The sequence below is a fragment of the Pontixanthobacter rizhaonensis genome (assembly GCF_012972675.1).
In the GTDB taxonomy this organism is placed as follows: Bacteria; Pseudomonadota; Alphaproteobacteria; order Sphingomonadales; family Sphingomonadaceae; genus Pontixanthobacter; species Pontixanthobacter rizhaonensis.
Genome location: NZ_JABCRE010000003.1, coordinates 96,374 through 120,028 on the forward strand (window position 1 = coordinate 96,374; position 23,655 = coordinate 120,028).

Sequence of the window (23,655 nt, forward strand, 5' to 3'; positions counted from 1 at the left end):
AAGAGGGGAGCGCCGACAATCGGCGCTCCCCTTTTTGTTTGGATCATCGGTTTGAACGGTCCCCCGTCCAAAGCCTTTGTGGGCATTTTGGCCAAACTATAAAATGCTACTCAATATTTGAATCGAGATTTGTCAGTATATTATCAGCTGCAATATCAACATTGGATGACATGATCGGGCCGACAATGCCCTGATGCGGTCCAACCGTGATCCCGACCGTGTTGGATGCGTTCTGCCGGGCGCCGCCAATACCGGCGATCTGGTTACCCGCAACCGATGCATTCGTGACCCCTTCCAGCACTATCCCTTCGTACCGGTTGTAACGCACTGGTCCGTTTTGACCGGCCACACGCGCACCGAGATTGCGAATGAGATTGCCTGACACCGTGACCATGTTCGCGGATTCAACCTGAACCGCCCGCTGGGCTCCGTTGAAGACATTATCGCGTATCAAAACCGGCTGAACGATCCGTTCGGATGTCTGCCCGTTAGTGTCGCGTAACGGTTGCGCCAGCGATTCAAGCGACACGCCGCGTACTACATTTACAAAAACATTGCCTTCCATCGTAATGCTCTGCGCACCGCGCTTTGATGAAATGCCGTCGAAGCCCCCATAAAACTGGTTGTTGCGCATTACATAGTTCGCACCGAATGAAGCGTTGTATGGCGCCGCAGACATATAAATGCTGGCATCGCGAATGCCGAAGAATACAGAATTTTCAATCAGGGCAGACTGGGCGCCCATGACAAATACTCCGCTATCGCCGCCGGCATTACGCCAAGTATCTGTGGTGCTGTCGACCGCTGCCGCATTGTTCGGATCGGTCAGATAGGTTGTACGGTTTGCGGAGCTGATGGGAGCGCCCACCACTGTAAGTCCGTCGATAGTGACCGCATCCACTTTAGCACGCGGGCTAGTTCCCCCCGTGGCGCCGCGAATGGACAGGCCATCCGTTGTGCTGGCGACAGGATTGCCCGTAGTCGTTGCTCCGACCGATGTCCCCTGCGGCACTGTACCCGATAGATGAGCCCGAGAGATATCAATCTCTCCGCCCGTCCAGCTAACATTGACCAACGCATCTCCACCGCAGGCGGCGCTGAAGCTGGAGGTGGTGGCGTCAAAATCAATAATGTCCGAGTTGACATTGCTCCCGGCGACGAAAACCACACCGGTAGCGATAATCGCAAAATCCGCATTTTTGATTATGACACTCACACCGCCGGGGTCGTCAATATTGTAGGTGCCAGCTGGGATCGTGAGCGTATCACCCTTATTCGCGGCCTGCTGCAAAGAGGTGGTGATCGCCGCGGTATCGTCCATCCCGTCATCTGCAATGGCCTGCCATCCTGCAGTTCCATCACATTCACCGCCTGTCGCAGCGAACGTGCCGGTCGGAGTGGATGTCGGAGTCGGGGTCGGGGTTGGCGATGGGGATGCAACCGGGGGTGCTGATGATGAGCCGTCCCCTCCCCCGCATGAGCCAAGCGGTAGGCAGACAGACACCAGCAAGCCTGCGGCAAGCACACGCGTTTTGGGATTATTCACGCAAACTACTCCGAATTTAGGTTAGCGTTATAGAGCCAGTTTTGAGAGCCTCGCTGTCAGGGCCGGCCATTAGAACAAATCGCCCGGGCTCTACTTGAAGTTTCCCATCTGCCTCGCGGAAGCCAAAATCATCCGTATGCAACTCGAAAGTGACAGTGCGGCTCTCACCTGCATCAAGCGCCACTTTCTTAAAGCCGCGAAGCTGTTTGACAGGCCTTGTGCGGCTGGCGATCTCATCACGGATATATAACTGGACGACTTCCTGCCCGGCTCTCTCACCGGTGTTGCGGACAGTAACGTTCACTCTCACTTTGCCGCCCCGAGCGACAGAACCGCTGGAGGGTTGCGGCTCGCCGCACTCAAAACTGGTATAACTCAGGCCGTGCCCAAAAGGATAAAGCGGCGTCGAGTCCGAGAACACATAGTTGCGGAACTTGCCGGTCGGTTTCTGGTAATAGAACGCGGGCAATTGGCCGACATTGCGGGCAATCGTAACCGGTAATTTACCGCTTGGATTGACATCACCGAACAGAATGCTGGCAATGGCATGGCCGCCTTCCTCTCCCGGGTAGAACGTGTCGAGGATAGCAGGGCAGTTTTCGGCCAGATATCGCGGGGATAGCGGCCTACCGTGGATCAGAACCGATACAGTCTTTTTGTCCAGCTCCAGCAAGGCTGCGGCCAGCTCGTTCTGTTCACCGATCAAGTCGAGACTGTCGCGATCACCGCGCGAGTCCCCCGCAAAATAGGCTTCACGCGCAGTTGCTTCATTGCCGCCCAGGCACATGATAATCACATCGGCATCTTGGGCCGCTTCGACCGCTTCGGCGATCAATTGGCGGTTGCGCGCAGGATCAGCCTGAACGCTCTCGTCCGACGCGTCAGTTTCAATCTCGTTATTGCCTTCATCGCCAGCAGTGATCCTGCAGCCCGGTGCATACACCACGTCAAAGCCGGCTTTCTTGCCCAGCGCCTGCACACCCTCCAGCACGCTCACACCCACGAAAGGTTTCGGCGAATATCCGCCAAGATGAACCGAAGCCGCGTTCGGACCGGTAACGAGAACTTTCTTTGTGTTTCCTTTGTCGAGCGGCAGAATGTCGCCTTCATTCTGTAGCAAGACTGCGGATTCCTCCGCCATCTTACGGGCGAGCGCGCGATGCTTCGGACTGCGTGCCAGGCTGGCAGCCTTGGCCGGCTCCGCCCAAGGCAGATCGAACAAACCGCATTTGAACTTTGCCGCAAGCACACGCTCAGCCGCACGGCGGACATAGCTCTCTTCAAGCTTCCCGTCGCGCACCAGTTGAGGGAGCATAAGATAAACACCGTTATTGGCGAGCTCCAGATCAACCCCGGCTTTCAGCCCCATAATCGCAGCCTCGGCTTCATCTTTGGCTACGCCATGCAGACTGTGGATGCGGCGCACGTCATCCCAATCGGACACGACATACCCGTCAAAGCCCCAATCATCGCGCAATAGATCTGACAGCAACGCCGTGTCAGCATGGGCCGGCACTCCGTCGATTTCTCCGTGTGACGCCATCAATCCAACCGAGCCTGCTTCTGTAATTGCAGTGCGGAACGGCGGCAGGATCACATTTTGCAGCTCTACCGGGCCAATATGGGATGGCGCGAAGTTGCGTCCGCCAATACCCTGCCCGTAACCGGCAAAATGCTTGACGCTGGTGGCGATACGATCGGCCGGCAAATATTCACTACGCGCGCCCTGAAGCCCGTTGACGATAGCTCGCGCCGAAACTGACACGACGTAGGGATCCTCTCCCCACGTCTCTTCTGCCCGCCCCCAACGCGGGTCGGTGCAAATATCGATATTGGGTGAGAAGCACGCTTGTGCCCCGCGCGAGCGGGCTTCCTTTGCAGTGGCAGCGAAAGCTTGTTCCACAAGGGTGGGATTGAACGCACAGGCCATCGAAATAGCTTGCGGAAATTGTGTGGCACCATCCGCCAACAGCCCCGCCAAACATTCTTCGAAGATGAAAGCGGGGATACCAAAGCGGCTGCGACTGACCACCTCTTTCTGTAAAGCCATGACTGCCCGGGCATTCTCTTCCGGTCCAGCTTCCAGACTGGCAGAATACACCCCGCCAATGCCGTATTGGTAGTAAGGAAAATCCGCTTCGAACGCTTTGGCATCGGCCATAACGTCCGCCGCCCGCGGACAATTGAGCTGCGCCCCAACCTCGTCCAGCGTCATTAGCGCGACCAGAGCCTTGGCGCGCCGTGCTGGCGACAGCGATGTGTCGCGATAGTCATCACCACTTTGCGCAAAAGCGACACCATGGATATTTCCGGCAGTGATAAAGCCAAGGCCAGCCATTCCTGCCAGCGTCGCACGGCGATCAATCTTCATGTCGGTTCAACTCCCAGTTCGGTCAATTTTGTTCTTTGAAAAGCCACTAATCAGGCCACCATTCTTCGATTTCGTTCCGCATCGCGGATACCCGCATTGCTTGTTCCGGATCAGCGGACAGATTGCTCTTTTCCTGCGGGTCCAAGACCAGATTGTAGAGTTCTGGCTGGCCCTGATTGTGGTCATTAAGGATAAGCTTCCAATCGCCTTTCCTTGCCCAGCGATGGGTCATGTTGACCTTCGGGTCACCCAGCTCGATCGAGTCATGATAATAGATTTCACCGAACACTGTGCGCGGAGGCAGGCTCGCTTGCTGTTTCAGAAACGGCAGCAAATCTCGCCCGGGAAGATCGGGTTGGCGTGAAAGCCCAGCCAGCGACAATGTCGTAGGAAAAAAGTCGATCGAGCTAATCAGATTATCGTGACGACCCGGCTTAATCCGGCCTGGCCAACGAACAAATATTGGTGTCCGGACACCCCCTTCATAAGGGGATTGCTTGCTGCGCGCATCGAACCGTAAAGTCCGATCCTGCAAATCCCGGAAACTTTCCCCATCACGATTGGGAAGCCAACCATTGTCGACAACGAACATGATGACCGTATTGTCGGCCTTGCCACTTTTTTCGAGGATATCCATCAACTGCCCGACAGTATCATCGAGCCAAGAGATGTTGGCGTAATATCCGATCTCTCGCTTGCTCAACCCTTTGCCACGAAAGGGCTCCTTGTAACTCTCCACCGCATCGAACGGAGCGTGCGGCAGATAAGGAGCAAACCAGATAAAGAAGGGATCTTCCTTGTTCTCCGCGAGGAATGTGCGGATCGGCTCCATCGTTTTGCGGCCAATCCGCAAGCCAGCATCGCCATGCCGGGTACCTTGGCTCATCCCATCGGTGAAGCCGCCATTGGTGTAAACGCCTTCCCAGAATTTCCCTGTTTGCAGGCTACGATAGCCGCCTTCCCGCAAGGCCAGCGGAATCGGCCTCTGGGTGTCGAGAAAACTGGTCGTCATCGAATGCGGAATGCCTTCCGGGGGATTGTTGAAACATATCCCGTGATCGAATGCATACTTACCGGTGATCAGCGTGGCGAGAGATGCCCGGCATAGGCTAGACGGCACATAGCCATTTGGAAAAACGGCAGATTCAGAAGCCAACTTATCTAGGTGGGGTGTCCGAACTAGGTCATGCCCCATAAAACCGAAATCGCTGTAGGCCTGATCGTCGGCTATAATCCAGACGATATTGGGCGGCGTCACAGTCGAGCTGCCCCCTCCTACCGCAGTACCGCTTTGTTGCAGAGTGCAGCTTGCGAGTGCCGCAACCACCCCGGCCACAGCGACCAGACGCATTTTGAACGTAGACAGCATGCTATGTTCCCCCATTTTCAGAAGTATTCCAGCCACCCGATGAGCTGAGAACAAAGCGGTGCTTGCCAGGCCCAATTTTCCGCCCTTCATTTGGCATACCGGGCAGGTTTACTGTGGCAGAGGTGTTACTTGGCACCTCAACGCGCCAGACAATACCGTCAGTGTCACGTTTCCATTCGCTCGCAATAGTGCCATAACCCGTTTCCAGCGATACGGTTGCCTGATCGAGATCCGTCGGGAAAACGGGCCGTAGAAAGAAGCTCTTATATCCCGGAATGGCTGGATCAGGATTGATCCCGCCCAATCCGCTGTAGAACCAGGCGTCGTAACCGCCTTTGAATGGGTGATTGAGCGAGCGCCCCGGCTCGGCGCCCTCTTTGGGATCGTACCCGGTGATATTTTCCCACAAGGTCGTGCCATTCAGCGTGTCAAACAGATAGGAATAGCCAGGAGGCCCCTCCGCCTTGAATATTCCAAAGGCTGTATCATCATAACCGGCATCCGATAGCGCGGGATATAGCCATGTCTGACCCAAAGCTCCGACGGAAGCATGGCCGTTCCACTTCTCACGAACATCAGCGTCAATCGCCGCCGCAATCGATGATCGTTTATGCTCAGGCGCTATGCCAAATTGCAGCGCCATCGCGTTGGCAGTCTGGCTGCCATATCCGGTGGTTTCCCCTTGATAATAGGCACGGTCAAATGCTGCGCTGACATCCTTGTAGCGCTGTTGGAACGCTTCGGCTTCTTCGCTTCGGCCAAGCTGTTCGGCCATATCCGACATTTGCTGGAACACCCGCGCCATCAGCGCAGTTGCCGTCAGATCGCCCGGCGTGCTGAACGATGCGCAGCGGCCCAGTGGTCGCTCCATGCCGAGCTCTGGCAATGCATCACACCAGTCACCGTAATAGTGAAACGGATTGGTTACTCGATCATCGTCCATCGCCTTTTCGACATAGGCGACATAATCCAAAAGACTGTCATATTGCCGCTCAATTACGGACACATCGCCGGTGTGGAGATAATGCTCCCATGTCAGGAAGACTTCTGCTGCAGCCCAATCGATCTTGCCCGAATGCGTGCGCCGGCCCGGCACGATGGCCGGTGAGATGAAATCTGTAGTCCTGAAATCGCCGAGATATTTGTCCAGAAAGGGACCCATGGCGAAATTGTAGCTCGCCGTTTGGACGATCGCATGCGCGTCACCGGTCCAGCCATTGCGCTCTCGGATTGGGCAGTCGGACAGGACAGAGACCATGTTGGTTTCGAACGACCACAAGGCGGTTTCGTGAATGCGGTTAAGCAGCGGGTCCGACGAGACGAAGCGTCCAATCCGGTCGATATCTGTCCGGGTCAGGTGGGCAGTGATTGCATCGAGCGGTGGTGGTGCATCGATCCCGCTAATTTCCAAATAGCGAAAGCCATGCCAAGTAAAGGAAGGCGACCAAGGTGTGTCATCATTACCATCGGACACATAGGCATCGACCTGTTTGGTGCGCGGCGCGCCGCCGCCAGAGTTCATGCCGATATTGCCTTTGTCATCAGCCCATTCTGCGAAACGGAAAATGACAGTCTGCCCCTTGGTCAAGCCGAGTTCAGAAAGGTCGATAGTCGGCAAACCAGTGAAGTTCTGCCCGAAATCTATCGTCCAGACATTGTTATCGGGGTTGTAGACAGCGATTGGCTTAACCTCTGTGACGCGGCGAACGGGCGGCATTTCTGCCGCCACTAACAGCTCGGTCGGTGAGGTCGTCAGAACCTGCGCAGCACGCCATGATCCGGATGCCTGAAGCCCGGCTTCGGACCAGCCGGGAACCTGTTTGCGGGCATCGTAGACTTCGCCGGAATAAACGCCATTCTTCAAAATTGGCGAGGGATGCGCGCGCCAGCTTGCATCAGTCGAGACGATCTCGCTCGAGCCATCTTCAAACTGAATTTCAAGTTGAGCGATAGCAGCAGGTTCGCCGTAAAACAGTTTGTCTAATCCGAATGCGGTCCGCTCGCCGTAGAAACCGTTACCAAGATGTATCGCTAGTGCGTGATCCCCAACGCTGAGCCGGTCTGTAAGATCATCAACATCGTAATAGATGCGCTTGTCATAATCAGTCTGGGCTGGATTGAGGACACGGTCGCCAATCTTTTGTCCGCTCAGATAAAATTCTGAATATCCAGCGGACGTCGAATAAAGCAGCGCAGATTTGACAGGCCGGTCAATTGTAAAGACCTTGCGAAAATATGCTGCAGGCCGGACATCGCGCAGCTTCTGTTTGGTATCCGCGACAGTCGCAGCGTTTTTGAATTGCGGATCAGCGGCGGTTGCATTCAACCATCGTTCTAGGCCGGGCGTCGATTTTGCAGGATCGAAATCCGGCGCAGTGATCCATGATGCCTGCCAGTCTTCCTGCTTCAGCAACGCCATCTGCCATGATGCGATCTCACTCCATGGACTCGGAGCACTCGCACCATCCGCCCAAATCCGTACGCGCCAAAACGCGCGCTGACGCGAGGCGAGCGGCGATCCTTTATACGCGACGGCAAGGGAGCGCCCATCTTGCACACGGCCACTGCTCCAAAGATCGGCCCGGCCTGATCTCAAAGCAGCAGGAGAGCGCGCCACCTGAATTTCATAGGCGCTCTGGCTGGTTACCGGGCTCCGCCAAGCTAAACGGGGCGCCCGGCGGTCAACGTCCAGCGGGTTGCTTCGGCTTTCAGTGCTGAGGCGTAAGGGGGCAGCGACTATTTTTTTAGCCACTAGCGGTTGGGATGCAGCTTCAACAGGCGATGGTGCAGCGTAACCCTGCATGCTGAGAATCAAAAGCCCTAGAACAACGCCGCGCAATGACCTGCTGAACATCCAACCCTCACAATCACTTATAATCTATAATGAGCATCTACACGCATTTTAGATCATTTCCAAGCATCTTGTCTGCGCCGCTCCTACATGGTCCTCAAATTGATACCGGGCGGATCGGCTTAGGAAGCCAGTGCGCCGCGCGGCTATAATCAGCCGTTAGAGCGGAACGCAGCGCCGGGCACTTAGCGTCCGCCGACATCCAAATTCAGGCAGGCTTCGCATAGGTTAGCATGGCAGAAGCGATAGCGGAGTAATCAGCACCTCGTCGCTGGGTATGTAGCCGTATCGCACAGCGCGCGCTCTAAAATCTGCGGCGGTATCTATCGCATTCGAATAGAGATTTTGGCCGGCATCATCAGGGCCCCAACCAATGGATGCGCCCGGTGTAGCAGACCGCAGTCGCACCCGCCCATTGGCGAGACGGCAAGCAGTCACGGCTGCTGTTTTTGGCTGCTTTCCATCAGGCCATATCCGGGCGACCAGCTCGCGCTCGGGGACAAGTCCGAGATCGCCGCTTTGATCGATCCACCTCTCCATCCGGCGCGAGAGCCGCGACTTAATTGGGGCAAAGCGTCTATCATCCGCCAGATTGCGAAGCTCGTCGGGGTCCTCTTGCGTGTCGAACAGGAATTCGCGCGGTGCCGGACCGTTGAGATAGGAGGCCTGCAAAGGTGAAAGCTTATCCGCCGCGTTCAGCCGCCGCATCTCGCGCATGATCGGATTGACGTTCTGATATCTGAGCGAGGGGATGACCGGCTGATCACTGAAATACCGGATGTAGTGCCAACGCTCCTCGCGGACGCCTCGAAACCTTTGCGGCACCTCGTCAAATCTGTCACCAGCCATAAAGATCGCCTCAGGTGCGGGGTCATCGAATAGCCGCCGCCCTTGGATCCAGTCAGGCACCGGAACACCAGCCCAGCCCAGGATCGTCGGCGCAATATCGATAAAGCTCACCAGATCGTGCCGCTGCGTGCCAGCGCCATATCCATCGGGGAAACGGACCAACATCGGCACTCGCGTACCGCTATCAAATATTGTGCGCTTATGGCGCGGCAGACCATCGCCGTGATCGGTTGTAAAGATGATGATGCTGTCTTGAAACCGTCCGTTTGCCTCCAACTTGGCGAGCAGTTCACCCACCTGCCGGTCCATCACCCGGATATTGTCATAAAATCGCGCGAGATTGGCACGAACAGCAGGCGTATCAGGCCAATAGTCGGGAACCCGTACAGTCGCCGGGTTGGTCAATGGAAAGTCTTTCCCTGCATCAATCGCCGCGTTGAGCGGACCGCGCCGGGCCACGACAGGATGCAGCGCTGGGTCTGTATCGGGCGGCCAAGTCCGTCCTTCATGCGTGACCTCATGATTGATCATTGCAAAGAACGGCTGCCCCTCCGCCCGCGCAGTCCAATCCGCCCCCTTTCGGTTGTCATCCCAAATCGTAAAGGCATTGCCGAACTGATAATCTGTCTTGAAATCATTTGTGGTAAAATAGCCTGCTGCCCGCAACAGCTCCGGGAACGCCTTCACTTGCGGAGGAGGAACAGCCCGGTAAGGCGCGCCCTCATCCATATTCTCACCATAGCTGGAGGTACGCATATTGTGCGCGCCCAATGTCTGCTGATGCACGCCCGTAATCAACGCCGCCCGCGAGGGTGAGCACACGCCCGCTGTCGTGAAAGCGCGGGTAAATGCCACGCTTTGCGATGCCAGCCGATCGAGATTTGGCGTCACGGCAACCGGATCGCCCATAAACCCAACCCGCGGACTAAGGTCCTCTGCCGTGATCAAAATGATATTGGGCCGGGACAGCTCGCCCGTAACGGGTGTCGCGGAAGGATCCGGCGCAGCAGCACAGGCCTGAAGCAAGGCAAGCACAAGAACGAGGAGGTAGTGTCGCATAGGGGCTATCTTAGCGAGCCCTTGCCAATTTACCACATTCATGATCAAAAACAGGCAATTTCGATCAATTTCAAGCGAAGGACATTGCGATGACCACAGCTAAGTCGAGCAGTCGCAAGACGCCGGAAATATCTCAAAGGCGCGCCTGGATCACCTGGTCGTTTCTGGTCTTGCTCAGCGCATGTATGCCGGTGCCACCAAATCAAATGCCGACGCCGCCTCAGAAGGTTTGGCAAGAACTGTTTGATGGAAAAACGCTCGATAATTGGCGGGTACACGGTGGGAACCATGAATTTACCGTGGCAAACGGCATCATCACCGGCACTGCCGCAAAGCAGCAGCCGAGCGCATTCTTGGTCACCAAGCAAAACTATGACGACTTCATTTTAGAAGCTGAATTCCTCTCTGACGGTTCACTGAACTCTGGCATCATGTTCCGCGCAGGCTCTGATCCGGCATACCGCGAAGGGCGATTATTCGGCTATCAAGCGGAGATAGACCCTAGCCCGCGCGGCTGGACCGGCGGGCTGTTTGAAGAGGCATTGCGGGGGTGGCTTGTCAGGATCGACAGTAACGAGGCCTGCCGCGCCAGCTTCAGACGCGGCAATTGGAACACGATGCGAATTGAGGCGCTCGGACCTGATCTGCGTACCTTCTTAAACGGCGTCCCATGTGCAAGGCTAATCGACAGCAATCTAACTGCAGGTGTTATTGGCCTTCAGGTCCACAGCGTTCCGCCTGGCAAGCCGATGGGGAAACCGGGCGATTACATTTCATGGCGCAACATCCGCATTATAACAGATGATATCGAGCGCTGGCGCATACCCTGACGGGTTCAGATCGCACCTTCTTGCAGCAGGTCGGCGGCATAGTGGGCGGCCCTTGCGGACAAAGCCATATAGGTGAGTGAAGGGTTCTGCGTACCGCAAGACGACATCACGGCACCATCGCTGATGAACAGGTTGGGAATATCGTGCGACTGGCACCATCCGTTTACCACTGACGCTTTGGGATCTTCGCCCATACAGGCACCGCCCATTTCGTGGGTACGTTCCCCCAGCATGATGAATGCGTCGGGATCTGGGGCAATCTCGCGGATGTTCTCGCACCCGCCCGCAGTCAGGATATCTACCGCATCCTTTGACCCTTGGGACCGCATCTTTTTCTCGTTTTGTCGCCCTTCGCAGTCAATATGCAACAGCGGAATACCGAACTGATCGGTTTTGCTCGCGTGCAGCGTGGCGCGGTTTTCAGCATAAGGGAGCATTTCACCATACATGAAAAGGGTCATGCGCCAATTGGCCCCTTGGCGTCCGCCTTGCCAGAGCGCGTTACCAACACCTTTTGCATTCTCCTTTGGGCGATCTGATGTTCGCTGCTGGGCGCTTCCCTGAAAGCCGAAGCCGCGCAAAAAATCTGCGTCTTCCTTTTGCTCATGCCGGTAATTTGGAACATAAATTCCGACCGGTCGGCGGCCAAAGGCATACCGATCATCAAAACCAGGAACATCACCTGATGCACCAGCCCCGCCAAAATGATCCATGATGTAGCGGCCCAGCTTATCACTGCTGTTTGCGAGCCCGTTTGGATATCGCTCACTGCGAGAATTGAGCAGGATATGGACCGAATTGAGAGAGCCGGCATTCAAAAAGACCATCTTGCCAGTGAATGTTTGTTGTCTCTTGTCTTTGGCTCCGATTGTCCGAACACCCGAAACTTTGCCGCTGGTTTCATCATAGATAAGCGACTGGACAATCTGATCGGTCTCGACTGATAAATTGCCAGTCTTGCGGGCTGCTGGAAGTGTCGCGGAGAGTGAAGAAAAATAGGCACCATAGGCGCAACCGCTGGAACAACGGGCACGCGCTTGGCAAACACCCCTCCCCACTGCAGTCGCTGCTTCGGTCGGCTCAGTCAGATTGGCACAGCGCCCGATGATCATCGGGCGATCCGGCCGGGTTTTCCGCAGATTGGCGGCGACGAATTCTTCGGCACAGCTCATCGCCCAAGGTTTGATGAAATTTCCATCAGGCACAGAGTCCAAACCATCGGAATTGCCCGACACCCCTGCGAAACCTTCCACCCGATCATACCACTGCGCCAGATCATCATAGCCAATCGGCCATGGCACGCCGTGCCCATCCTTACGATTGGCATCGAAATCCTGCTGGCTCCACCTGTAGCATTGCCGCGCCCAAGTTATCGACCGGCCACCCAATTGGTAGCCGCGGGTCCACATAAAAGGGCGGTCCTTGGGATAGCTGTATGGATATTCCGCATCATCTACAAAAAACTGCCGGTGCTCATTTCGATAAATATGCCGCTTGCGGCGGAACATTTCGTAGCGATCATTCTCGGCAAGATAGTCTGGTACAAGACCGCGATATTCCAGCTCCCAGGGGGCTTGGCCGTCTGTATATTCTTGGCTCGGATGATCAAGATGCCGCCCGCGTTCGATCACAAGCACCTCATGCCCGCGCTCGCAAAGCTCCTTTGCGACCCAACCACCCGTTATGCCCGAGCCGACTACAATAGCATCAAAACTGGCCGAATTTGCGCTGCTCATCCGGTAAATCTCTCTGCCCGCTCGCGCAGCAAGGCGTTATATTCGCTGTCGCTCAAATCGCCATAATAGCCACCGGGGACACGGACATAATCGCGATTGGCGTCAGCGCTCGACAGGTAAAAACGCAGCATCAACGATTTGAATTCGCGGTAGGCAATGCTGGCATCCGTTTGGCGATCGGCAAAAGCTGCGGCATCGAAACCAGCCAGCACCCGCCGGCGTCTATCCTGCGGCAGAAATGGATACATCTCCCCAGCGGAAGATAATGCATAAATGTCGAGATAATTCGGCAGCCGAGCCAGCCGGACCTTGAGTGCCGGCCCTGCCCAATCGCCGATCATATCATCGATACCGCTTACGACTTGCGCCTCGCTAGCGTTTGGCTTTTCAGGGCTCTCAATTATCAGGTCCGCAACATCACTCAGCACGCTGATGTGGTAACAGTCGAAGAACTTGCCAGCCTCTAGCCTCGCGATTTCCCAACTACTGGCATCGCACTGCGATGTTGGACCGGCGCATGCGGATATCGCGAGAGGAATCGGTAAAGCACCGATTCTGCACTGGCGCAGAAACTGACGTCGCGATTGTTCGAATTGCATACTCCGCCCTCTCCGCCCTCTCCGGACTCCCCAGAATACTTGGCGCCAGCTCGATACTACACATGTGATCATTTTCGCGCTAATGCAATCAAATGACGTCTCCAAAGCTATACAATTCGACCGGTGAGCGCAGCGGCCATTCCGATGACATGTGTGCTCCGTCATCCTTGGCAGCCTCCGATTACAGCCTCATTGGGGCCGTCAAACTACACCTTTTGATAGTGCTTCTCGGCTTTGCGCTCAGCGGTTGCGCGGCAAGTTCTGACCGGTTGGCGGACCGTTCCAGCGGCGGCACATCAGCAGCGCAACCGAATATCATCATGATTGTGGTTGACGATCTGGGTTGGTCCGACGTCGGGTATAACCAGACCACCGACCTGCTCGAAACGCCCAATATCGACGCGATGGCACAGCAAAGCGTACGTTTCGACAATGCCTATGCAGGCGCGGCAAATTGTGCCCCCAGCCGCGCGGTTTTGATGTCGGGCCAGTATGGCCCGCGACACGGCATCTACACTGTCTCGCCGTCAACAAGGGGGGATAGCAGAACAAGAAAGCTGATCCCGATTGCCAATAAACGGGGTCTACAACCAAACGTGATCACTTTGGCAGAGGCACTGAAAGATGCGGGCTATGCCTCAGGTCATTTTGGCAAGTGGCATTTGGGTGACGATCCCGACACCCAAGGCTTCGATGTCAATGTCGCCGGTAGCGGTCAGGGAATGACCTTTCATTATTTCAGCCCCTACAGACTGCCAAACATCGAAGATGGCCCGAATGGCGAATATCTGACCAATCGCCTTACCTCAGACGTCATCGAATGGATGAAATCGGCGAAGGGAGCTCCGTTCTTTGCCTATGTTCCGTATTATTCGGTCCACACGCCGCTACAGGCACCGGAGGCCACAGTGCAAAAATACCGGGACAAAGGCATACTCGGCGGCAAACAGGCCAACTATGCCGCGATGGTCGAGATGATGGACAAGAATGTCGGCCGGATACTGACAATGTTGGAAGCCGAGGGCCTGGCTGATGATACTATTGTCATCTTCACCTCAGACAATGGTGGCTACCGTATGCCATCGTTCCCATCACCCATTCGTGCAGGAAAAGGCTCCTACTATGAAGGTGGACTGAGGGTGCCCTTGCTAGTTCGGTGGCCCGGGAAAATTGCGCCCCGGGCGGATCATACCCCGGTCATCAACGCCGATTTTTACCCGACATTGCTGAGCCTCGCGAATGCGAAACGCCCGGACCAAGTTCTGGACGGGATGGACTTGAGCTCTGTTTTTCTGGGCAAGAAAAAGATCGAAACCCGTGATCTGTTTTGGCACTTTCCTGTCTATCTACAAGCGCATAACGGGCTGGCAGACCAAGCTCAGGATCCGCTATTTCGCACTCGGCCAGGCAGTGCGATACGCAGCGGAGACTGGAAGCTGATCCACTATTTTGAGCGTGACGAGTATGAGCTCTACGATCTATCCAACGACATCAGCGAACGGGATAATCTGGCAATCAGACGGCCAGAAAAGATGTCAGAGTTAAAGCGCAAACTCGGCGCGTGGCGACAGGAAACTGGCGCAGATGTGCCAACCCAGCTGAATCCCGAATATGATGCGGCCATCAATCAGCAGCTCATTGCCCAACAACTAGGCAAGTAGCTGCTATTTTCAGATAGCTACGGTCAATCTGACAAACCCTGTGAGCGAAAGGTCTAGTGTCAACGCATAGCCGCTATGAACCCGGTCATCAGTTCACCGCCCAATTGCTGCCAGCCACTTTCAGTGCCCGATTTGACCCTCAAATTTAGCCCTCAATAAGAGTGGCTATCTCCATCGCCATCACCGTGATTGTGTCCGCCGCCAGCGTGGGTTGCACGCTGAGAGCCGCCCGCATTGCCGCCCATGCCCGCTTCCCACCAATAGGTGCGGCGTCCGCCGTTACCTGTGGCAACTTCCTGCATTGTCTTGGCATTATACATCCGCCCGCCGATCATCACGCTTTCGATCTTGTCGCTATCACGCACGTTGATGGTGGGGTCTGCGGTGAGGACCACAAGATCGGCCAGCTTGCCCACCTCAAGACTGCCTACATCCTTTTCCATGCCGAGCGATTGCGCGGGGTAGATCGTCGCGGTTTTGAGTGCTTCGACGGCGCTGAAGCCGCCGCGGGCGAAGCTCCAGATTTCCCAATGGGCGCCAAGGCCCGGCTGCTGGCCATGCGCGCCGATCGACACCTTGACCCCGCGATCAGAGAGTTTCTTGGCCTCGCGTGCAGCGTTGTCGTCTACAAAGGCCCATTCAGGTGCCTTTGTGCGCCGCCCGCTGCTTGCCAAAAGCACCTTGGGCGGTGAATGGATCATCAGCGGGTGGTCGAACACATCCATCGCCTGACGCCAGTACGGATCGCCCGCAAGGCCGCCATATGTGACCGTCAAAGTGGGCGTATAGTTGGTATTCGACTGACCAAAGAATTGCAGAACGTCTTCATAAAAGACATCGCCCGGCACATTATGTTCCATGGTCGAATTGCCATCAGCGATCAGGTTCATATCCATCCCGAACAGCGAGCCGCCTTCGGCCACGACCAGCATATTTTCTTCCGCTGACGCACGGGCCACCATCTGGCGCTGTTCGCGGCGCGGCTGGTTGTAGTTCTTGATCGAGATGCCGCCTTGGGCCTTGATCCGGCGCACATGGGCCAGCGCTTCTTCGTATGTGTCGATCCGCGCGTAGATGCTCGGCGCTTTGGCCCCGTAAACGATTTCTCCGGTTGAGAAGATGCGCGGCGCCAAAAGCTTACCTGCCATCTGCCGTTCGGCCGAGGCGAAGATCAGACTCGCATCGCTGGACGGGTTGTGCGTGGTCGTGGTGCCCATCGCCAGATCCTGAACCAGGCTCCAGTTCTGCTGCGGGATCAGTTCCCCTGTGCCGTGTGGCCCATGGTGGTGCGCATCGACAAATCCGGGCATGATCACTTTGCCTTTGGCATCGACCACCGTAGCTCCGGCTGGCACGTCCACTTCGCCCGCTGGGCCGATGGCCGCGATCCGGTCCCCGTCGATGATAATGACGCCGTTCTCAATGACGCCAGCATCCTCAGCATCAAGACCAACGGCCATGGTTAGTATCTTCGCGCCCGTGATGGCTACCATAGTCGGAGGCACAGCTTTATTGACCGTGACCGCCATCGAGATAGCGCTGTCCGGCGTTTCATAGCCGGCCTCATCATCCTCACCTTTGGGTTTAGAAGCGAAGAAATCGTTGACCTGAGCCTGCTTCAACTGAGGGCCAATCGACCAAAACAGGGTCTCGCCGCCGCGCGCCCAGCCCATAAAGTCTGCGCCGCCCTTGGAGACCATAGTGATTGGGACCGGCCCTTGAGTCTCGCTGACATCGACCGGCTTGCCGCCCGGGATAACCGGCATCGCAAACACTTCATAATTCTGGCGGAAAGCAATCGTCTCACTATCGGGCGCGATGCGGAAATCGTTCACAAGGCTTCCGGTTGCGTGGGTCTGCACCCTTTCCCCATCCAGATCCGACGACATCAAGGCGAGCTTTTCGCCCGAGCGTCCGACCATGAAAATGCGGCTGTTTGATGCACCGAATTGCGGCGTAGAGCCGCTGCGCGTCACAAGCACCGGGTCACCGCCACTCACCGCTTGCAGATAGATTCCCGGATTTTCCGATTGCTCTGGCGCGGTGAGATAGCCGCCGCGGCGCTTCTCATACGCGATCGTCCGCCCATCGGGTGACCAGGCAAGGTTCGCGTAATGACCGGGCGCAGGCGATACGACCTTGGCATTCGCGCCATTTGCATTCGCCACAACAATCTCGCCCAGCCCGTCATCGGTCCAGCGCACAAAGGCGAGCTTTGAACCGTCACGGCTGAAGGCGGGATAGGCCTCGACCGCGTCGCTGGTGTCGCCGGTCATCGGGCGAGCGCCATCACGGCCGCGTGCCGATTTTGTGTGCAATTTGCCCAGCGTTTCAAAAACGACGCGGCTGCCATCGGGCGAAAGCGTGCCGAATTTGGCCATCTTGGTGGTAAACCGGTCGGGAGATACTTCGATCGCCGGATGGGGCGCATCTGCAATCCCGCGCGTGTCGGTTACGTTAAAAGGGATCACCGCATGGCCCGCCCCGTCGGCGTTCACCCGGTTAAGTTTGCCTCCTGCCCAAAAAACGATGGATGCACCGTCGGGCGTCCAATCGATATTGGGATAAACACCGGTGACCGCCCAGGTCTCCTGCACATCCAGATCAAGCGCGTCGTAAATCATCCGCTCACGCCCGCTGGCGAGATTTTTCACCCATAGCTGCGATGTATCCTTATCGCGCCGGACAAACGCGATTTGCTTGCCATCTGGCGAAGGCGCCGGGCGCACCGCACCGCCATAGCCATCGACCACAGTGGTGACTTCACCCTTTTCGAGATCGTGTTTTTCAATCGCAAACACCCCTGCATTGGAATCCTGAGCGTAGACAAACGTGTTTCCGCCGGTTGTGTTGCGGGTGTAGTAAATCGCCTTGCCGTCGGGTGAAAAGATCGGTTCGCCGAGTTCCTTTTGAAGCGCTGGGTCGCGCCGCTCAACCACTTGGACACCGCCCCCGCCAGAGACATGGTACATCCAAATCTCTCCTGTGCCGAGCGAACGCTGTGTGGTGAAGTGCTTCTTGGCCGCAATAAAGCGCCCGTCCGGCGACCAGGTGGGCTGGTTCAACAGGCGGAAACTTTCTTTGGTCAGCTGCCGCTTGTCCGAACCGTCTGCGTTCATGATCCAGATATTGTCGCCGCCCCCGCGATCAGAGGTGAACGCAATGCGCGAACCATCGGGTGAAAAGCGCGGGTGCACCTCCCACGCCAGACCTTCAGCGATCCGCGTTGCATCGCCGCCGGTGATCGGAACGGTGTAAATGTCGCCCAGCATAGTGAATGCGATGGATCGGCCATCAGGGGACACATCAACGTCCATCCACGTGCCTTCATCCGTCTCGATAGGAACCTCGCGGATAGTCGCTCCGGTGGGCGCCTGAACATCCCACTTGGCACCGTCACCACCCTCCGAAGCGCCCTCGTGATTATCCGCGAGCGCAGGACTTGCACTCGCCAAAACGGATCCTGAAAGCATCACGGCAACACATTGGCGAAGGGTCAAACGGCGCATATACAAATACTCCCCTGGCAGATCCCAATGGCAAGCGGGCCGGGATCCGCGCTGTCAAACTAAACGCCACTAGTCTCTGATTGACGGAACTATGGCAAGTCCACACGTCAATCAGGCAGTAAGAAACTGCCCCTCAGCCAAGGCGGCTAAGCGGCAGGTCTTGTAGGTTTGTCGGTCGATTGCGTGGCGGAGAGACAGTCCGCAAAACCCTCTTCATAAAATGTTGATATTACTTGATTGTTTATCAATTCGGGAATCCATACCCAAGTTTATTCCCAATTATCTGGCGCGTTCCTACCGGTGCAAGGGTCTGATCGGCCAATCTAGCCGCGCAGCCGGTTAACAAGCGCCATCATCTGATAAGAGCATTGCAGGTTCAATTCCCAATACTCTTGCTCCAACCGGTCATAGGTTTGCCGCCACATCCCTTTAGGGCGGCGTATAGGCTGTTCCCAGCCTTCATTGCATCCCAAGCGCCTCTGCAACCGGAACAACGCTTCAAAGGGCTTGTCACGCGGCGCAATGCGTTGCGACTTATAACCCAGCCGCCATGCTTGCCGCCCAGCGAATATATCACCGTTTGATGGCAGATATAGCTTGCCAGCCCGTACTCCGCGCACTGGACAGATCATCCACCAACGCCGCCCGCCAAAATGCGGCTGGGTATAGTCCAAGCGTATATGCTGTTCCCGGCTTATCCAATCCTCACCATATCGCTGGCGTTTATAGTTTAGTGTCAGGCTTGCATTCGCTGGATCAGATAGGTCTGCATAATATTGGATATTGCCAGCCGGTTCCCCGCCTCTGCTCCAGCTTAGCGATCCGCCATTGGAACGCCCCTCAGCAATCCAGCCCTTGCGAAGCATCAAAGCCAGATCAACCTTTAAGGATTGCTCTGCAATTGGCCGCCCGCCTTGCCTACCAGAATTATAACCGCCCATATTAGTGTATTATCATAGCAGCACACCCAAGCAAGTGGGTAGACGAATTATTGCCCTATGATTGCCCTTCCACCACTGCATCCGGCTGCCCGGCCATCAAAGCATTGATGTACGCCAAACATAGATCGCGGCTGCGATATTGGCCGTTATAGGCGGCTTTTTCTTGACGTTCGACAATTGGAAAGGTGGAATAGATATAGCGGATATCATCGCGGCTTTGCGCGGGATCGGCTGGATCAAATACGCCATAAAGGATGAAATAAAGCGCATCCAGCTTGGCGCGCAAATGCAACCGGCGTTCTTCATCCCAAATGAAGGGGCGCAACACTTCGCCCGCTTCATCCACATGGCCCACATCCTTTGCGAAAGGAGCCATATCATGCGCGGTGTAGGTTAATTCTAGCACCGCTTCCTTCACAATATCAGCAGCAGTTTTGGGTCCGAATGAATGGCCATAGTTTTCCATCGGAATAACAGGAAGTTGTTCGAGCGTGTACCATGCTAAATGATTTGTCTGTATTTTCTGCCTTGCTACGTAGTCAAATACAATGCTGTTTAAATTTGATAAAATTTGGCTTGCCAAGGCAGGTGAAAATTCGCCGCTCTTTACTGGCAAAAGCAATGGGAGTGTGTGCCCCGCCGCACAGCTTGGAATGAGAGCGGAAATAACACTACGCACATTAGTGGAAGCAGTTATGTCTTTGAAAGCTACCGCCCACTGAGAGCAAGGCTCTATTTCAGACTTCTGCACCCAGTAACGCGGCTTACCAAGCCTTGCTGGGTTTGAATGATCCGATTCAGTTAGAGGCGATTGCTGTCCCGGTCGTGATAGATTTTCCGTATTGATAGTTATGTCGCTCGCTCGATGATCGAAACCTTGGACAAGCTTGCCTTCAAATAGCGGTAGCCAATCGCCAGCTTGTGATTGCCACTTACCGAGGTTTGCTCCCCATGCCCCCTCCTGTTCTTCCAATTCGGTTTGCGTTCTGAATTTGTCGCTATCATTCGCCATATGAAACATAGTCACATACTTTACCGGCCAGCTTCGCACTTCCTCCCCACTGGATCGATCCACTAAAGCAGGCACACGAGCATAGATTGCTGTTGTCAGTTCCATATCGCGCCGCGTTCGGAATATCGGCGCAGTACCGGTGTTAGGGTTCACATTGGCAAAGTCTGTTGCCGTAATCGGGAAACATTGTTCTGGGTTTTTAGTCTCGCCGATTGCTTGCATAAAAAAGCCACACTGCGCAGCATCGAAAGTGCGGCTGGGACTTGCCACCAATGCAGCAAATTTGAACCTGCTATCCACATCAGGAAAGAAAGGTTCCAATCCGTACCGCGTCCGCCTGTTTTCAAAATCATATAGCGACTTGATATTGCCACCCGTTGCAACCTTGCGGAAAAATTCGCTGGCAGAAAGGTCGCTCGCAATCCCGCTAGGCGTTAGCAACCCTACCATGCCGTTCGGTTTCACTAAAGAATGCGCGCGCTCCACAAACAGGCTGTAAAGGTTGATATCGCCTCTGCTAAGTAGTGGATACTGGCCGCCCTCTTTCGGCTTCTGGCGTGCCATTTTGAGCGTATCCGCCGCGCGTTTATCTGCCTTCTGATAATCATCGAATAGTGGATCATCATTGGCTTTGAGCGCAGCAATCATTTTCTTGCGATCCGATGCACGCTGCGCCTTGGCAATTTCTGGCCGCCGTGCGGCAAACCATTCGACTTGCTGCAATTTGATCCGGTCCCAAGGGGGATTGCCAACTACAGCATCAAAGCCGCCTTCACGCGCTGCACTTGCCCAATTTGTCCAAACGCCGGGAAACGTAATCTGCCAATTCAGGAAGCGTTCCTCATCGATCAATTCGCGCGCTTTCTGCCAGATTGCAGTGAACGCCTCCACTTCCTCTGGCTTGGCCTTGCCATCATCCGGCTGTGCCTTGCCGCGCGCAATCGGGATCGGTTCGCCAAAACGGCCATCCAGCCACAGATTGCGCAGTTTCTTATGCTCTTGCAGCGCAGGGCCTTTCTTGCCAGCCGCCAGCCAATCCAGCGCATGAATAAAGCTGACAAAGCCATCCAGGGGGCCGGTCTGCGCTTCTACATCGCGCCACATTTCCGCGCTTTTATGCGCCTCTGCAATTTCTGCATCGGTTAGGGCTTCAATGTTTTGCATCGCCGCTGCTTGCCGCTGTGCATTGGCCAAAGGTTCGTGCAGGAACAAGCCCCCGCCTTCCCCTGCCTTGTCCATTGCATCACGCACCCAGAGGCCAAAAAGGCTGTCCCCAGCCGCCAAATGGTGATCGATAAAGCTAAGCGGTGCGCCAACGGTAAAAGTATGCAGCCACAGTGAAACCTTGGCCAGTTCCACAGCCATCGGGTTCTTATCCGCGCCGTAAACACACCGCTTCAATACCATGCGCTTGACCAATTGGGGGTCATCCAATTGTTCTTCGGTTACTGCCCAGCCTTCCTCATCTGCATTATGCTGGATAGTCGCACGTATCTGCCTGATATTCTCTGCCACAGGGCTTTCGTATTCGTCCAGCCCTGCATCGCTGGCCAATTGCGCCGCCTCTGCCACGGCGGTTAGCGCGTGATTGGTAAGCCTATCGACTAGAGAAACCAGAAAATGGCCGGAACCCATTGCAGGATCGCAAATGCGCAGCCGTGTAATCGCCGCCGCTGGATCATGTTTTTGCAGCCGGTAAATTTGCTGATCGGCTGGCCGGTTTGTTTCCCGCTCTGCCAGCGCCGTTTTAAAAGCCGCCATTGCATCGCCAATTAGCGGCTCCAGCGTTTCATCCAATATCAGCAATACCAGATCATCGGGCGTGTAATAGCTGCCAGAGTTTTTGCGCGCGAATATATTGGGGCGAATATCAACCGCGCCTTCATCATCGCGGGTAAGTTCAAATTCCAGCAAGCGTTCGTAAATCGAACCCAATTGCTGCACGGATAAATCGCGATAATTGATATAGCGCCGCTCGCCATCGCGCTGTTCAAATGACAGAATATCCAGCGCATCGGCCATAACGGCATCACCCAGCCTGATATTGGCCAGCAAGGGAGTCTGCGCTTCGCTAAACAAGCCGCCATTGTAAGGGGGTACACCCAGTGTTTTATCACCCTTATCAATGATCGTGGTAAGCGTGGTTAAATGGCTCCACAAAGCGGGCGCAGTGTCAGAAAATACATCACCATCATTCTTGCGGCGCTGCACTTCCAACCGCTTTGGCCTTAGTGCATAATCATCAAACCGTTTATCCCGCACAGGCAAGAGGCCGCGATCCTCTGCGTACAGGACGAATAGCAAGCGATAGAGCAATATCAGCGTTGCTTGCCGTACATCCTCCAGTGGTGTTGCGGCTGGAGCCGCCGCTGCCACCGCCTTGCCCAATTCAGGGTAAAGCTGTTCAAAGACAAGATTGGAAAGGCTGGCTGCTACCCGTTCTTCATAAAGCGCAGCATCGGTTCGCGCACGGTCATGAAAACTGCGCCCGCTGGCACTATCGCGTTCAAATGCGATGCGGCTAAACATTGCGGCAAATACGGCCAGCCAATGATCGCGCTCTGCTTCAGTAACGCCGGTATCCAGTAAATCATCATCCAGCCGCAAGATGCGTGATAGGTCTAATTCCAGATAATCATCAATGACAGAGCGCGCGCCTGCAAAATACAGCCGCCACTTTGCCCCATTGGTCAATATGCCCCAGCGCAGATTGCCAGTGGTTAGATCATCGATGCGGCGCAGATAGCGTAGCAATTGAGTGGAAGGGGTATCTTTGGCTGTGCCGCTCTTGCCCTCTGCACGGTCCAATGGACGGCCCCAGCGCTTGCTTTCCACAACCGCTGCACCGTGGCCAAACCGTTCGACTTCATCAAATTTATTTGCTTTTGCCTTGGCCTCTGCATCGATAAATAACAGGCCATCGGGCACATCCACCCGCCCTTTGCCGGATAGGTTTTGCTGGGTCAGATAATCGCTCCAGCCAAGCGCCTCCAGCACCGGCCAGATAAAGTCCAGTTCGGTTGTCGCTTCATTGGGGGCACTATCGCGCGGCAATCCGGCAGCGATCTTTTCCAAGGCATTGCGAATGGCAGCAGTATCCACCTCCGCATAGGCAGCGGAATTGCGGATACCGTCTTGCAGGTAATCCTGGGTGAATAAAGCCCCAGCGACAAAGAGAGTTGGATCAGACACGAGACAGGGCTTACCCCCCAGTCGCACTGCCGCCAAGATTTTCCTAAATCATTTGCAGAGTTTTGTATTTTGGAACACCAAGCAGCGCCAAGCGACAATCGGTTGTTTTTCTATTTGCCTCTAATTTAGC

Annotated in this window: 12 protein-coding genes; 2 read left to right on the forward strand and 10 right to left on the reverse strand. The window is 55.5% G+C overall.

Annotation, left to right across the window (positions count from 1 at the left end; translation table 11 throughout):
- Positions 1–106: 106 nt before the first annotated feature.
- From HKD42_RS08155 to HKD42_RS08175, 5 genes are all read right to left on the reverse strand, one after another.
- A complete protein-coding gene (locus HKD42_RS08155; RefSeq protein WP_170012339.1) occupies positions 107–1,546 on the reverse strand; it encodes a right-handed parallel beta-helix repeat-containing protein in 1,440 nt (479 codons plus the stop codon).
- 16 nt (positions 1,547–1,562) lie between these two features.
- Positions 1,563–3,917, reverse strand: coding sequence for a glycoside hydrolase family 3 N-terminal domain-containing protein (locus HKD42_RS08160; protein ID WP_170012341.1), 2,355 nt, complete (start codon positions 3,915–3,917; stop codon positions 1,563–1,565).
- Positions 3,918–3,963: 46 nt separating this feature from the next.
- Positions 3,964–5,286 (reverse strand): sulfatase family protein, encoded by a 1,323-nt coding sequence (locus HKD42_RS08165; protein ID WP_170012343.1) that lies wholly within the window; start codon positions 5,284–5,286, stop codon positions 3,964–3,966.
- Between the two features lies 1 nt (position 5,287).
- Entirely contained in the window at positions 5,288–8,038 is a 2,751-nt protein-coding gene (locus HKD42_RS08170) for a family 78 glycoside hydrolase catalytic domain (protein WP_211483571.1), read from the reverse strand.
- 327 nt (positions 8,039–8,365) lie between these two features.
- On the reverse strand, positions 8,366–10,045 hold the full coding sequence (locus HKD42_RS08175) for a sulfatase family protein (protein WP_170012347.1): 1,680 nt from the start codon (positions 10,043–10,045) through the stop codon (positions 8,366–8,368).
- Positions 10,046–10,251: 206 nt separating this feature from the next.
- Between HKD42_RS08175 and HKD42_RS08180 the strand changes: the two genes are divergently transcribed.
- Positions 10,252–10,875: a 3-keto-disaccharide hydrolase gene (locus HKD42_RS08180; protein WP_170012349.1), complete on the forward strand. Its 624-nt coding sequence runs from the start codon at positions 10,252–10,254 to the stop codon at positions 10,873–10,875.
- A 5-nt stretch (positions 10,876–10,880) separates the two neighbouring features.
- Here the strand turns inward: HKD42_RS08180 and HKD42_RS08185 are convergent, their stop codons facing one another.
- The gene (locus HKD42_RS08185) at positions 10,881–12,611 is read right to left on the reverse strand and encodes a GMC oxidoreductase (RefSeq protein WP_170012351.1); all 1,731 of its coding nucleotides are present in this window, start codon (positions 12,609–12,611) and stop codon (positions 10,881–10,883) included.
- A complete protein-coding gene (locus HKD42_RS08190; protein WP_170012353.1) occupies positions 12,608–13,210 on the reverse strand; it encodes a gluconate 2-dehydrogenase subunit 3 family protein in 603 nt (200 codons plus the stop codon). Before HKD42_RS08190 ends, HKD42_RS08185 begins: the two co-directional genes overlap by 4 nt.
- A gap of 92 nt (positions 13,211–13,302) precedes the next feature.
- On the opposite strand from HKD42_RS08190, the gene HKD42_RS08195 reads away from it, so the two are divergent.
- Positions 13,303–14,871 carry a sulfatase gene (locus tag HKD42_RS08195; protein WP_211483572.1) on the forward strand — a complete coding sequence of 523 codons (1,569 nt, stop codon included), beginning with the start codon at positions 13,303–13,305 and terminating at the stop codon, positions 14,869–14,871.
- A gap of 152 nt (positions 14,872–15,023) precedes the next feature.
- On the opposite strand, the gene HKD42_RS08200 is transcribed toward HKD42_RS08195, so the two are convergent.
- The 3 genes from HKD42_RS08200 to HKD42_RS08210 all read right to left on the reverse strand — a co-directional run bounded on the left by HKD42_RS08200 (position 15,024) and on the right by HKD42_RS08210 (position 23,525).
- Entirely contained in the window at positions 15,024–18,380 is a 3,357-nt protein-coding gene (locus HKD42_RS08200) for an amidohydrolase family protein (protein WP_170012355.1), read from the reverse strand.
- Between the two features lie 323 nt (positions 18,381–18,703).
- A complete protein-coding gene (locus HKD42_RS08205) occupies positions 18,704–19,321 on the reverse strand; it encodes a hypothetical protein (protein ID WP_170012357.1) in 618 nt (205 codons plus the stop codon).
- 55 nt (positions 19,322–19,376) lie between these two features.
- Positions 19,377–23,525, reverse strand: coding sequence for an Eco57I restriction-modification methylase domain-containing protein (locus HKD42_RS08210; protein ID WP_170012359.1), 4,149 nt, complete (start codon positions 23,523–23,525; stop codon positions 19,377–19,379).
- Positions 23,526–23,655: the final 130 nt, after the last annotated feature.

What these genes read in the sequence shown, in the direction of transcription:
- HKD42_RS08160 (WP_170012341.1), bottom strand. Translation starts at nt 3,917, where the DNA reads ATGAAGATTGATCGCCGTGCGACGCTGGCAGGAATGGCTGGCCTTGGC.
- HKD42_RS08165 (WP_170012343.1), bottom strand. Translation starts at nt 5,286, where the DNA reads ATGCTGTCTACGTTCAAAATGCGTCTGGTCGCTGTGGCCGGGGTGGTT.
- HKD42_RS08175 (WP_170012347.1), bottom strand. Translation starts at nt 10,045, where the DNA reads ATGCGACACTACCTCCTCGTTCTTGTGCTTGCCTTGCTTCAGGCCTGT.
- HKD42_RS08180 (WP_170012349.1), top strand. Translation starts at nt 10,252, where the DNA reads ATGCCGACGCCGCCTCAGAAGGTTTGGCAAGAACTGTTTGATGGAAAA.
- HKD42_RS08185 (WP_170012351.1), bottom strand. Translation starts at nt 12,611, where the DNA reads ATGAGCAGCGCAAATTCGGCCAGTTTTGATGCTATTGTAGTCGGCTCG.
- HKD42_RS08190 (WP_170012353.1), bottom strand. Translation starts at nt 13,210, where the DNA reads ATGCAATTCGAACAATCGCGACGTCAGTTTCTGCGCCAGTGCAGAATC.
- HKD42_RS08195 (WP_211483572.1), top strand. Translation starts at nt 13,303, where the DNA reads ATGACGTCTCCAAAGCTATACAATTCGACCGGTGAGCGCAGCGGCCAT.
- HKD42_RS08200 (WP_170012355.1), bottom strand. Translation starts at nt 18,380, where the DNA reads ATGCGCCGTTTGACCCTTCGCCAATGTGTTGCCGTGATGCTTTCAGGA.
- HKD42_RS08205 (WP_170012357.1), bottom strand. Translation starts at nt 19,321, where the DNA reads ATGGGCGGTTATAATTCTGGTAGGCAAGGCGGGCGGCCAATTGCAGAG.